General features: G+C 34.3%; 18 protein-coding genes. 6 read left to right on the forward strand and 12 right to left on the reverse strand.

Translation table 11 applies throughout. The features are described from left to right. Positions 1-209 precede the first annotated feature (209 nt). Both ACFYKX_RS24100 and ACFYKX_RS24105 read right to left on the reverse strand, forming a co-directional pair. Positions 210-1631 (reverse strand): stalk domain-containing protein, encoded by a 1422-nt coding sequence (locus ACFYKX_RS24100; RefSeq protein WP_389364372.1) that lies wholly within the window; start codon positions 1629-1631, stop codon positions 210-212. Positions 1632-1726: 95 nt separating this feature from the next. After that, on the reverse strand, positions 1727-2053 hold the full coding sequence (locus tag ACFYKX_RS24105; RefSeq protein ID WP_389364374.1) for a hypothetical protein: 327 nt from the start codon (positions 2051-2053) through the stop codon (positions 1727-1729). A gap of 191 nt (positions 2054-2244) precedes the next feature. Here ACFYKX_RS24105 and ACFYKX_RS24110 point away from each other — a divergent pair, with 191 nt between their 5' ends. Then, positions 2245-2634 carry a DUF7147 family protein gene (locus tag ACFYKX_RS24110; RefSeq protein ID WP_389364376.1) on the forward strand — a complete coding sequence of 130 codons (390 nt, stop codon included), beginning with the start codon at positions 2245-2247 and terminating at the stop codon, positions 2632-2634. A gap of 49 nt (positions 2635-2683) precedes the next feature. Here the strand turns inward: ACFYKX_RS24110 and ACFYKX_RS24115 are convergent, their stop codons facing one another. After that, positions 2684-2959 (reverse strand): YlbG family protein, encoded by a 276-nt coding sequence (locus ACFYKX_RS24115; protein WP_389364378.1) that lies wholly within the window; start codon positions 2957-2959, stop codon positions 2684-2686. A gap of 147 nt (positions 2960-3106) precedes the next feature. Between ACFYKX_RS24115 and ACFYKX_RS24120 the strand changes: the two genes are divergently transcribed. Continuing rightward, entirely contained in the window at positions 3107-3430 is a 324-nt protein-coding gene (locus ACFYKX_RS24120; protein ID WP_389364380.1) for a hypothetical protein, read from the forward strand. 52 nt (positions 3431-3482) lie between these two features. Here ACFYKX_RS24120 and ACFYKX_RS24125 read toward each other — a convergent pair whose 3' ends face one another. From ACFYKX_RS24125 to ACFYKX_RS24140, 4 genes are all read right to left on the reverse strand, one after another. Next, entirely contained in the window at positions 3483-3923 is a 441-nt protein-coding gene (locus tag ACFYKX_RS24125) for a YlbF family regulator (RefSeq protein WP_389364381.1), read from the reverse strand. A 54-nt stretch (positions 3924-3977) separates the two neighbouring features. Beyond that, positions 3978-4418: a hypothetical protein gene (locus ACFYKX_RS24130; RefSeq protein ID WP_389364383.1), complete on the reverse strand. Its 441-nt coding sequence runs from the start codon at positions 4416-4418 to the stop codon at positions 3978-3980. 195 nt (positions 4419-4613) lie between these two features. Continuing rightward, on the reverse strand, positions 4614-4856 hold the full coding sequence (locus ACFYKX_RS24135; RefSeq protein WP_389364385.1) for a YlbE-like family protein: 243 nt from the start codon (positions 4854-4856) through the stop codon (positions 4614-4616). A 14-nt stretch (positions 4857-4870) separates the two neighbouring features. Continuing rightward, the gene (locus ACFYKX_RS24140) at positions 4871-5287 is read right to left on the reverse strand and encodes a YlbD family protein (protein WP_389364387.1); all 417 of its coding nucleotides are present in this window, start codon (positions 5285-5287) and stop codon (positions 4871-4873) included. Positions 5288-5431: 144 nt separating this feature from the next. Between ACFYKX_RS24140 and ACFYKX_RS24145 the strand changes: the two genes are divergently transcribed. Continuing rightward, on the forward strand, positions 5432-5920 hold the full coding sequence (locus ACFYKX_RS24145; RefSeq protein WP_389364389.1) for a PaaI family thioesterase: 489 nt from the start codon (positions 5432-5434) through the stop codon (positions 5918-5920). A 24-nt stretch (positions 5921-5944) separates the two neighbouring features. Beyond that, a complete protein-coding gene (locus tag ACFYKX_RS24150) occupies positions 5945-6310 on the forward strand; it encodes a hypothetical protein (protein WP_389364391.1) in 366 nt (121 codons plus the stop codon). Positions 6311-6425: 115 nt separating this feature from the next. On the opposite strand, the gene ACFYKX_RS24155 is transcribed toward ACFYKX_RS24150, so the two are convergent. The 3 genes from ACFYKX_RS24155 to ACFYKX_RS24165 form a co-directional block, all read right to left on the reverse strand. Beyond that, positions 6426-7523, reverse strand: coding sequence for a CAP domain-containing protein (locus ACFYKX_RS24155; protein WP_389364393.1), 1098 nt, complete (start codon positions 7521-7523; stop codon positions 6426-6428). A 172-nt stretch (positions 7524-7695) separates the two neighbouring features. Next, positions 7696-8130: a CBS domain-containing protein gene (locus tag ACFYKX_RS24160; protein ID WP_389364395.1), complete on the reverse strand. Its 435-nt coding sequence runs from the start codon at positions 8128-8130 to the stop codon at positions 7696-7698. Between the two features lie 11 nt (positions 8131-8141). Continuing rightward, entirely contained in the window at positions 8142-8771 is a 630-nt protein-coding gene (locus ACFYKX_RS24165; protein ID WP_389364397.1) for a CAP domain-containing protein, read from the reverse strand. A gap of 235 nt (positions 8772-9006) precedes the next feature. On the opposite strand from ACFYKX_RS24165, the gene ACFYKX_RS24170 reads away from it, so the two are divergent. Next, complete coding sequence (locus tag ACFYKX_RS24170) at positions 9007-9366, forward strand: YugN family protein (protein WP_389364399.1); 360 nt, start codon at positions 9007-9009, stop codon at positions 9364-9366. Positions 9367-9440: 74 nt separating this feature from the next. On the opposite strand, the gene ACFYKX_RS24175 is transcribed toward ACFYKX_RS24170, so the two are convergent. Further along, the gene (locus ACFYKX_RS24175; protein WP_389364401.1) at positions 9441-9788 is read right to left on the reverse strand and encodes an Asp23/Gls24 family envelope stress response protein; all 348 of its coding nucleotides are present in this window, start codon (positions 9786-9788) and stop codon (positions 9441-9443) included. Positions 9789-10066: 278 nt separating this feature from the next. Between ACFYKX_RS24175 and ytvI the strand changes: the two genes are divergently transcribed. After that, positions 10067-11125: a sporulation integral membrane protein YtvI gene (ytvI, locus tag ACFYKX_RS24180; RefSeq protein WP_389364402.1), complete on the forward strand. Its 1059-nt coding sequence runs from the start codon at positions 10067-10069 to the stop codon at positions 11123-11125. Positions 11126-11168: 43 nt separating this feature from the next. Here ytvI and ACFYKX_RS24185 read toward each other — a convergent pair whose 3' ends face one another. Next, on the reverse strand, positions 11169-12341 hold the full coding sequence (locus ACFYKX_RS24185) for a GNAT family N-acetyltransferase (RefSeq protein WP_389364404.1): 1173 nt from the start codon (positions 12339-12341) through the stop codon (positions 11169-11171). Positions 12342-12460: the final 119 nt, after the last annotated feature.

The raw sequence follows: 12460 nt of genomic DNA on the forward strand, positions 1-12460 counted from the left end.
TCTAAAATATGTATAACAGCGTTGTATATGGAAATAATGTTACTAACAACATCTATTCGAAGGTGTTGTTGCCAACCGCGGAGAAGACTTACGTTTCCCCATAAGTTCTTCCTCCGGTTTCTCCTCTCCCTTTGCCTTCTATCCTGAAAAGGATATAGAAGGACCCTGCAGAAATGATCTGCAGGGTTTTCTTTTTTTGCCTTATTTTTCTACCATGAAAGTTCAATCTTATCTTGTTGCTCTGAAATAGAAATATGGAAAATAGATTTTAACCAATGATGATCCATATAGATCTTTCCGTTTAGACTATTTAGAGGATTTTCTAAAAGCCCGTAATCCTCTTCATTATAAATAAATATGTTTTGATTTAAGTAAAAGCGGTAACTATTATTCCCTTTACTCAGTAGTAAAGTTTCCTGATCAGATAATACCTTTACTTCAAATCCAAGTGCCGTTAATGTTTCTACAAACGGAAATAGCGTTTTACCATCCATGTAAACAATTTCAACATCTTCCTTGAGGTTACTCTCTACAAACACCTTCCGATTGTCAAAGTAATATAAAGGAATAAACTGAGTGGATTCATTTTTATTTATAGTAAAAAAGTATGTTCTTTTTCCTGACATTGTTCCAAGAAGCTCGTCCAATTTCTGAGTATTAATTGGTTGGTCTTCCTGAATAATGGCTTGCATATACCTCTTCAATTCTTCTTCTGATAGCTTTTCTTTTAATTCATTTATTAGTTGCATCCCTTTTTGAGCTTTACTTTCTTTATTAATAAAAAGGGAAGTAAAAACATCTAACAGCCACTGTTCCTCTAATGGCAACTTTTCAAATTTTCCACTCATATATGTATGGACAATTTTCCGCTCAAGAACATTCAACTCGACGTCTGGTTTAGTGATGATTAAGCCTTTTCCGTTGGTATCTGGATACTCATTTGTTAAAACAATTGATAACTGAGGAGGGTTTGTGAGTTCCTTCAATGCTTCAAATGAATAGTTCACTTCTCCATGACTTTCCCCAATGAAATAGGAAATCGTATTTTGTCTTTTTAGAGTTAGTGGGGTGGATTGCCAAAAAAGGGATGCCTCTGTCCTTTGTCCTTCAAATACATAATAATCAATATAATCAAGCTTATTGAAACCTTTTAAAGGAAGGCCCGTAACCCACGAGCCTTCTCGTTTCGCTGAGTCGACAATTTCAATCATTGTATTTGTAACACTGACTTCTGGTAAAACCACAAACCAGTCATGATACAAGAAAGAAGAATTATTCCCTTTTAATGGGATGGTCAAGACAAATCGTAATTTCCCGCTTTCAGCCAAGAACGAATTAGGATTCTCATCTTTTGAATCGCAATTGGATCCATCTTCTTTTAGACAGCTCCACTGAGTAGCTTCACCTGGTATTGTAAAGCGGTATTCTTTAGTCGAATTAAGACCCTCAATTGTCTGGGTAATTTCTAATTGATTTATTGATGATTGGACCGTAAGCAGTTGTTCCGCTTGTTCTATTTGTTCAATAGGGACTTCATCATTTTGCTCAGAGTATGCATGCCATTGCCAAAACAACATGCCCCCAAGGGTTGATAGTAGTAAAAGAAGAATAGTGAACGTTGTTTTCCACATCGGAATACCCCTTACTTATGATATCTAACTTTACAATATCAAAATAAGAGGCATCCGTCACACTATATTTATTGATAATTATTGAAAATTTGTGATTAGACTAAATCCCACACGCCTTCCTCATGTATCGTTAGATTAAGGGTATCATTTCCTAATTGTGCACAAAGACTGCACCATTCCTCTTCATCAATGATTTGTTTTTTTATTAGTAGTTCCTCAACCTCACCTAAGGACTTGTTGGGTAGATCTTTTTCATCTTCAAGCATGAGTAAAAGACCCTTTGCACTTAGTGCTGCTAATATCGCAGTAACAACATACCCATCCATATTTTTAATTTCTACTTTTTCGGGTTCCATACCTTTTGGCTTATAATAATAAAGCACCCATAAACTTATTGTTATGAGTAAAAAAATGAACAACATGCCTTCCTCCCCTTTCACTTGTTGTTTAACATAAGAAGATCTTCTAAAAATGAAAAGAGCAGATAAAGATTATATTCCTAGACTGCAATAATGGATTGTTTTGCTCTCAAAAAAATCGTTGTCTTCTATTTTTATGCTGGAAATGGTAAAGTATTGATGATTAATCACAATAATACAAGGAGGAAAAAGAATTGATTCAACGTTTTATTGAGCTCGGTGAAGGGTACTCAGATTTATATGAGCTTATTGAAGTCGCTAAATCTAACCAACATCGACTTTTACATATGATGGCATTGCATTCCGTTATAAACGGTAAAGATGTAACGTCGTTAATCGTTATATGCACCCCAACCGATCCAGGTAAGTTTCAGCCTTTATATATTTGCAGAGAGGGCATACCTAATCCTAAGGTAACACCCAATAAGAGGTTCGACCTTTTTAATGAGACAGCGAGGACTCTCGATAAACAAGTGATACAGTTATCAGTTAAACCATCTACTGAATTTGCTGAACTTGACTTGTTCTATCAATATTTAATTGGGATATTAAGATTAAATCACTATATCCCACCTTTGCAATAATTGAAAACAAAAAAGGTGGAGCTCTAAGCAGCACCACCTCTTTCAAATATTAAATTCCCATTCTGTAATCATACTCTTTTGCCTTATCAGGACGTGAATTTTCAAATTCCAACTTTAAAAACGGCTTGAAGGACGGTTCAACCTTTTTAACAAAAGAGTAAGTCTGAATTTTTTCCATAATTCCTTCAGCCTCTTCAAGGTCACAGTACAGAACAACATATTTTAATTTTTTTGAGACATAATGTACATTTCCGAATTTTCGCAACATTTTTGCTTGTTTTAGAGAATATAGCCAAACAATTATGCCTTGACGTTGACCTAGCATATAAATTTTCCCCTCTTAATCCACAATCTTTTTTTCTAGTCTAGCAAAAATACCATCATTTATCAATCTTCCTCCAGGAGAGTTGTATTAAAGAACTACCTTTCATATGATATATGAAGATTATTTAAAAATAAGATGGTGAAAATAATGGATTTACTACTATTATGGGAGGAGTTTATTAATCTTCTCAACTCAGAGAAGTATATTGTGAAAGCTTATTATAAAAAGATTACAGGAATTCCGTTTCTCTACATAAAGGTTGAGGACTCCTTTGACCAAAAAAAGCTTGAGCATGCTATACGAATAAGAGCAGCTCAAGTAATGAAAGGAAAGCAACTTCATTCAGAAACCACTTTTGTAAGGGCGGATCACTCTTTTTATGTATACAGACACCGTTTCTTCGTTCCACAAGAAAAAATGTTCTGTTGCGGAAATCTTTGTGTGGATTGTATAAGACTAAAAAAAGGGTAATCTCTCAAAGGAATTTGGGCAACAAATAAAAGCATGGAGGTCCATGCTTTTATTATGAACAACCACAGCTACCACCTGATCCGCATCCTCCACCACAACTAGAAGATTCGAAAAATGGGTTCCCTGTTGGCACTTTGATGTGTTCCGATACAGAGTGACCTATAAGGACACTTACCTCATCCAATAAAGATTGTAGGTCATTTTCAGCTTTTTTGAATTCCGCTATGTTAGGGTCCATGTCCACAGCTCGTTTAAGTTGTCTTATTTCATTCATAACTCTTTTATAATCAGGATGATATCTCCCAAACCTCTGAACCTCTTCATAGAGTTCTTTCTCTTTTATAAAAGCCCTAATTTTTGCCTGTGTATCTTTATCGGATTTAACATTATTTAAACAGACTCGGTAGTATTCAACAATATCTGATTGTAAAATCATATCAGCTAAATACTCAGCGTCATCTAATATTTGTACTCTTTCTGATGTAGCAAGCAAGCTGCTCACCTCCGATTCATATTTTAACATGAAACGGAGGTGAATGTGAAACGATTATTCGTAAGGAATCTCTACTTGGAACTCTTTAGTTAACTTATATGGGGAGTTATCTAATTTGACTACGTCTATTCTTATGTGGTGCGTACCGTTAGATAGTCCTTTGACAATGAAGGCTGCCGTCGAAATTTCTCTTACTTTCTTATCATCAACGTATAAAATAATCTTTCCTATATTTTCTTGACTGTTTTCTCTCAAGCTAATACCAGGAATGATGCATTCTATGTAAACATTACTCCCCTTTACATGATGCTCAACTAGAAAATCCTTTTGTTCGCTTCCCATTACTGGAAGTTCATTTTTTGTATTTATACTATTCATTGGGGTCACAGCAACCTTCTTTTCAACTGCTTTCACCTCTGGCTCTGGTATATCTTTTTGACAGCTTGTTAGAAAAACTAGTGCAGCTAACAAACAAAAGAACTTTTTCTTCAACATGTATATTGCCCCCTTTTTTTAGTAATAGGGTTGGTTAATTCCTTATAGTGCTATTGTTTGCAACAATTCTATTTTTACTCTCCCACTAACTCCTGCCTATATGAAGGGATAAAAGTGTATAAATAAAAATAAGACAACGTTTTTGGGTAATTCGAAATTAGAACAAAAAAGCCTCTCTCCGAATAGAGAAGCTTTTTATGTTTGGTTGCTATTCATGGCTTGAAACATACTCATCATCATGGAAGCCATTTGGACTCCATTCGAAAATTTTTCAACTTGATGTGGAATGGTCTTTTTGTAATAATGCATCGATGTTATTTCAAATGTTTGAATTTCATTCGGACTTCTTGATAGCCTCCGATACCATATCGGCTGTTCTCTTATATACTGCTTAAGCTGTGGACGTTGTTCAATATACTCTAGAACATCTTTCCTCATGGTCATACCCCCAGTTAGTCTTTTCTGAATTGAAATGGATGAGAGGGCTGCTGTTGTTGTGAGGGCTGCTGATTACTTTGGGATTGTGAGGAGCTACCACCTTGGAATTGTGTTATGACCCCTTGAATTGCTCCTAGTGCTTGACTTAAGCTTGAAATATGTGTTTGAACCTGGTTAGGATCCATGTTCTTAACCATTCCCATAATGTTTGAGACCCAGTTACTGTTATCGGTACTAGTCGTAGTTTTCTTTTTTTCTAACCCCTCTCTAAAATCGTCCCATCTCGAATCTTCCTCTCCTAGGAGATACCAATCCTCATAAAGTTCCTGCCAGCTAGCCTGACCTTTTCTAACCTCTTGTATAATTTTGGGGTTTTGTTTCACAAACTCTTTAAATTCTTCCACAGAAGGATGAAGCTTCTTTTTTGTCATTGCATTTCACCTCAACTGATACAATCGCCTATGATACCATATGAAAAACATTGGAAAATGTGAATTACTCCCCTATTCAAAATTCAAAAATGAAAGCATTAATGATAATATAGGGAAGTAGATGGAAATGAAAGGTGACTACAAATGGAAGAGCAACTACATGAGCTTTATAAACAATATACAGAGGATGCCACCCAAGAGGAAAAGAATATTTTACTAACGATTCTACAAGGATTAAATAAAAGAAAATCTAATAAACAAGGCTCCTATATTGGTGGGCTCCTAAATATGGAAAAAACTTTAAACAAGGAGATTTGTGAGATTACCATTCCAATTAGTCCTATGTTAAATAACTCTTTGGATATCGTTCATGGTGGAATAACGGCTACCTTGATTGATTCAGCTATGGGTACATTAGCAAATCATGTATTACCCGAAGAATATGGAGCTGTTACTACTCAGCTTAACATTCACTATCTTTCCGTTGGTAAAGGTGATTACTTGACTTGCAAAGCTAGGATCGATCATAAGGGAACGAAGACCATGGTTATGTCAGCTGATGTATACAGATGTGACGGAAAGAAAGTTGCCCAAGCTTCTGGGAGCTTTTTCATTATTGGTAAAAAGGTATAAAAAGATTTTTTGAGGTGTTTTGGTATGGTAACAGCCATTGTAATTCCTATTATATGTATTTACTTTTATTGGGTAACGAGAAGAGAGATTCGGGAGCAAAATAAAAAGTGGAATGACCTTAGTTATTGTGCTGAAGAGGCAATTGTTACCGGCACAATAACGAAAGTGTATAAAGAGAAACAAAGGTTTTATTATAATCGTTACATACAAGTCATTGAGCTAACCATTAAAACGGACTTAAAAATAATAAAAGTAAAAAAGGTTTTACCCCTAAAAAAACAAGTAGATACCGATCAATTTTGTATTGGTGACCATGTACGATTATATGGAAACTGGCATTCGGGATATTTTAGATTTAATCGTTCAGAGAAGATCAAAACGGTAAATTAGTAGGTTTTCATTACTTTAATGCTCAAGTAACACCCCTTCCAACAGGTCCATATTATACCCCTGAAATTTAACAAGAGCTTTCTATCATAGAAAGCTCTTGTTTGTCCAAATCTAACTATTGTTCTTCCCATTTCTGAATAAAATTTTGCGTATAGTGCTTTTTATATACACCTATACCAATATGCGTGAAGTTTTCATTTAATAGACTTTCACGGTGACCTCTACTATTCAGCCAGCCTTCCATAACAGCGGGTGCATCCGTATAGTTCGCTGCAATGTTTTCTCCAGCTAATTGATAGAATACTTCTCCGGCGTCTAAACGATTAGATAGTTCTCCAAATTTCTTGGAAGTGTGAGAGAAGTCATTACTTTCATACATATCCATACTATGCGCTAATGCTACTTGAGATGTTTTTTCATCTAACTCTAACGGATTTAGTTGATGACGGAGTCGCATAATATTCGTAATATCAAATATTTGCTTTTCTAGCCCCTCATCGATCATTTCCTCTTCCCCTACTTCACCAGGGCTTACTTCCAATAGCTCACCAACGTAAACAAGTTCGTATGGATGAATTTTAATCAAGGTTTCTGCGTCTAAGAACCTTACACTTGAAAGAGTTGCATCAAACTTATCAATATATAATTGGGCAAAAATTTCTCCCATTTGAATAAGTGGTCGAGTGTTAATTTCATTTTCATTAAGCTCAAAGCGATAAGAGCTTCCATCATAATCAAGATTAATATTAGTTTCTATAAATGCGGTTGTGTAAATTTCTTCGACTGGTTGTCCAATTTTAAAAGGAGCAATATTGACATTTTCCCCAATGGCATAAATGGTAACAACCTTTTGATCTTTTACCCCTACTTGAACATACTGAGATAAATCAGTATTATAAATCCACCAATCATACCCATAAGCTGAAGGATCAATCCTTAGTGGCTCTCCCAAGATACTTTTCACATCAGACGCTTCTTTTCCAATTAAAGTGGAAAGCCCTTCTGTTGGCTTATCCATACTAGATTCTGATGAATTACCCTTTTCTTTAATAATAGATTGATCTTCCTCTGGAGACGAAATATTCTCTTCTATTAGGATGTCTTCTCCTTGATCAACTGAAAAGTTCAAATAAAAACCAATTGCTAAAAATGCTGCTATAAATAATAAAATACGAATAAGCGTACGCAGAGGTTTTTTCCTCCTCTCTATCATCTTTTCTATCATTGTATGCGGTATATATATATTTATTATATCATCTGCCATTTTCTTTTTAATAGAAAGAAAAAAATCTTATCAAAATTTACGTAATTGTTATCCTTTTAAAACAGAAAAGCCTTTAGACACCCTAATGGTGCCTAAAGGCTTTGACATAAAATTCAAGTCATTAATGCTGTTGATAATCATTAACTCCAGGCTCTGAAATTTCTGACAGTGCATCTCCTGCTTCATCATCCGTTCTTCTTCCCACTGCTAGATCTCCTAATGCTACTATCCCAACAAGTCTATTGCCTTCTACGACTGGTAGACGTCTAATTTGGTGCTCAGCCATAAGTTTAGCCGCTTCTTTTACACTCGTATCAGGCTTACAAGTAATTAATCGGTTGCTCATAATATCCTCAACCTTTGTTGACCCTGGATGTCTTTCTGCCACACCTCGAATGACGATGTCTCGATCAGTAATCATTCCAACCAGTTTCTCTTCATCTAAGATTGGGATGGCTCCAACATTTAATTCTTTCATTTTTACTGCGACCTCATATACATTGTCTAATAGAGTACAACATTCAACATCTCTTGTCATGATATCGCTTATTCTCATGTTTATTCCTCCTATTTTTTAATGATAAGAATGGTCCAGTAATGGCCATGGAAACCACCATTTGTATAACCAATTCCGATATGTGTTGCGTTTTTATCTAATAAATTTTCTCGGTGAATATAAGAATTCATCCAGGCTTGAAACACATCTTCAGTTGATTGTTGACCTGCCCCAAGATTCTCTTTTACAAATTGAAATGGGATATTTAAATCCTTTAACATTACGGTAGGATTCCCATATGTAGGAGAAGTATGCGCCACATATTCATTCTGTTTCATATCTAGTGCTTTCTTTTCAGCAGCTTTACATAAGCTTTCGTCTAAGGTTAATGGTGTAAGTCCAGAATTCTTTCTCTTTTCATTCGTTAGCCGTAAAAGTTCATTTGTAATTTGATTGCTTTCCTTCGGAGATTCTGTATATTCCATTATCGGAACATTAATTTTTTCGCCCGGATAGATCCAATCTGGATCTTTTAATTGTGGATTAAGTTGAATAAGTTCATGGAAATTTAAGTTTAACTTAAATGAGATTTTCCAAAGTGTATCCCCTCTTTTTACTTCATAAATAGAAGAAGCTGATGTTTCTAAAGCTAAACAAAGAAATGTTAGGAGGGAAAGAACCAATGTTTTGCGGTAAATCATGTTGCAGTACTCCTTCCAAAACCTTTTTCTAACATAGTTTTCCCCAATTTTAAAATTTAACAAATAAATTTAAAATAAATGCAAAAATCCTAAATTGTGAAGGAACTGTGATTTCTATTATGTTGTGATTGCAACTTCGATGCTTTTCAACTATTATTAGATTTGAGATAACCTGCTTTTAGATGCCATAATATAGTTCATAAGGCTCGTAGCAATTGTTTTAGGAGGGAATAGTATGAAATTTGAAAATACTGGTTTAGAGAATGTAAAAGCTGACCTAACTCGCTTAGATGAAGTGATGCTTGATCATGGTTTAGTTCGTGAAGGACAATGGGACTATGAAAGAGTTACATATGATCGTAAGTTCGAATTAAAAGAAGGAGTTTTCTACTTACGAGTATTCGGTTACGCTGCCGAAGGTGATGTTGGTGCACACAAAGCTTTAATCCAAATAATGACTCCATTACTTGGTAAACATTATTACCCACATGGAGTTGAATATGGAGAAGGGGAAAGCTTCCCAAAATCATTGGTGAGCCAATGTGAAAAAATATTAACTGATATAAAAGCTGAAGTTGAAAAGTTCAGCAATTAATAAGTATATAAAAACGCATTCAAATCTTTGAATGCGTTTTTTATCACTTTGTTCAACGAACAATTTCATAATTCTTAAAGTATCAGTCTGTCTATAAAGACATTAAATGTATTTATATGGAATCCTGTCAATAATTTAACATCTTCAATGATTTGCTTTTGTAAGTTCTCTATCTCTCGTCGAATATTTACTTTTTTATTTAATGTAATTATTAAGTTAACATCTACAACCTCGTTATCAAAAAATTCTATTTCAATTCCTCTTGCTTTAATAGTTCTATTTTTAATCATTAACCCTAAGAAATCTTTCGTTTTTAAATGAAGTACAAGCCCGTCCTTTTCACCAATTTTTGATTCAATAATTGCAGATATAATATTATTTAAAGCACGTTTAGACTCAGAACTTACACTATTGGTAGGCAATTGCTCCACCCCTTTCACAAATGACTTTATGAACCTTAAAATCACTGTTTAAGTAAAAGTTCGAATCAGCTTTTGATCCTGAATTTTTCACAATTTACGATATTCACCATTTTTGGATAAAGATTGTACACTTTTCCGATTATTTTAAATTTGTTAGTGGATTTTTATTGTTTATTATATTAAATGCATACTATAATTTAATTGTTAATACTTTTTTGTATATTGATAAAAGAACCTATTGATGCTATTTGCTTATTGTGTTAGAAAGGAGTTCAACTTTGTCAGCATTTTTCTCAAAACGTATACTTTTAATTATTTTGGGTATTGCAGTGATTGCTGCACTCATTTATTTCATCTTACCGGTTTCATTACCGATTTTATTAGCCCTAATTACGGCATTATTTTTACAGCCGTTAGTAAAACTCCTTCAAAATAAGGCAAAAATAAATAGAAGATTTTCTGTCTTAATTGTTTTTCTAATATTTGTTTTCTTTATAGGTATTAGCGGATACTTTATTACAACAAAGGTTATTACTGAAGTAATAAAAATTGTTGATCATGCACCTCAATATATCAATGAGATTACAAGAGCATGGCTAAATACAGAAAAGAATATACGAAATGCTGCAAAAGATCTGCCTCGGGAAGTTGTAGATGAATTAAGTAGCCAAGTTCAGTCTTTCTTGAATAAAACAAAAAATGAATTATTAGCTCATGTAAATATTGATAATTTGAAGGCACTCCTAACCAATATTCCAAATTATTTAGTTAGCCTCCTTGTTTATCTTATTGCATTGTTCCTATTCCTGATTGATTTGCCTAGATTACGTGAAGGGCTCTATCATTTCTTAACTGAAAGAACAGCCGATAAAGTTAACTTTATGACTTCTAGACTTTCTTATGTTATTTTTGGTTTCTTCAAGGCTCAATTTTTAGTAAGTGTAATTATTTTTATCGTGTCCTTTATTGGTTTGCTATTTATATCTCCTGAAACGGCACTTTTAATGTCCATTATTATTTGGATTATTGATTTTATCCCAATCATCGGGTCTATTGTTATATTGGGTCCATGGGCACTATTCCACTTGCTAACAGGCGATATTGCGCTCGGCACTCAATTAGCCGTACTTGCCGCAATACTCTTAATTATACGACGTACTGTGGAACCAAAAGTTATGGGGAGTCATATTGGTTTATCGCCATTATCCACTCTAATTGCCATGTATTTAGGTTTAAAGCTTCTTGGGATATTAGGTTTTATTATTGGACCACTTCTTCTCATTGCTTTCAATTCTGCCAAAGAAGCTGGCATTATTAAATTAAACTTTAAAATTTGATATTAAAAAGCGGACATCCTCAAATGTCCGCTTTTGCTATTATTTAGAAGAAATCATAGAAGAATGGCTTTAAAGGTGGAACCTTTTTTTCAAGTGCCATTACGTCCTCTAACCTACCTTTGATTTTTTCCATCTCGTAGAGCTCAATTGGTCTCTTATATCCGAAAGTTATAGCAGTTAAATCGTTTACGCTCATTTGAATGCCTACCTTTGGAGGATGAGTACAACTGCTACCCTCCTTCTCTCTAAACGCTTTAACCTCCCCATCCTTAATCAAAAATGTGCAAGAATTCCACGAAGCATATGGATCAGTTACATGCAAGAAGACTTGCTCATTAGTGGACAAGAAATTATATGCTCTTAAGAACTTCTCAACATCAACAATTCTGGACATAAAATACGGAATAACTTCCATCGATACCTTAGGTTGATGTAAATAGTAAGGAAACGAGTCGTGCATTGAAGTCATTACCTTTACTTTGTCTACCATTGAATCATGCTGACAAATAAAGTTCCATAGCCCTCTAGCTGCCTCGTGATCTAATGTTACCATTTCCTGAACATCCATTAGTTTATCTTTTACCTTGAACAGGATATAGCCTTTTTCCTCTCCATTGCGATTGAAGTAAACAGCTATTTGATAATCTGAATAAACATTGTTAATCCACCAGTCCGTACTTCTCACTAAAGCTCCAGCGTATTTTGAAGCTACTTTACTATATAAATTCTCTATTAGAGAACAATGAAGATCTTTCGTATATCTTTTAATTGTTCCTTCAGTGACTGGAAGTATTTTCAAGTCTTTACTTTCAATAATCGTTTTTTTATTATCAGCAAACACTTCCCAGCCGTATTTACGATAGAATCCAATATCAAAAGGGTGTAAAAGAGAAAGTATTTGACCCTTATCTTTCATCTCCTTCAATGCCTCTGTAATTAACTCTTTCACATAACCTAATCGGCGGTACTCTGGGTATGTTGCAACTCCCGCTACACCACCCATTTGCTGCACCTTCCCATTTATATAAATAGACAAGGGTATAATATGAAGTTTTGCAGCAAGTTTCTCTTCATCCCATATAGAAAGGATATTATGCTGCTTAGCCTTCATAATTCTATTTGGGATATCTTCTTCTTTAACTTCATATTGAAAAGCGTACATAGAAAGCTTTAAAGACTCTAGTAATTCCTCTTCTTGTATTTTTCTAACTCTCATTTTATTGAATTCTCCTTTAAAAAGATATGTAGTATATTTTCGATATCAGTAACCTCTATCCCTTTTTCTTGGATATGTAGAAATAGAAAAGCCGTTAATCCAAAGATTAACGACTTTTT

Origin of the sequence: Cytobacillus spartinae (genome assembly GCF_042865285.1) — a bacterium.
Classification (GTDB): domain Bacteria; phylum Bacillota; class Bacilli; order Bacillales; family Cytobacillaceae; genus Robertmurraya_A; species Robertmurraya_A spartinae.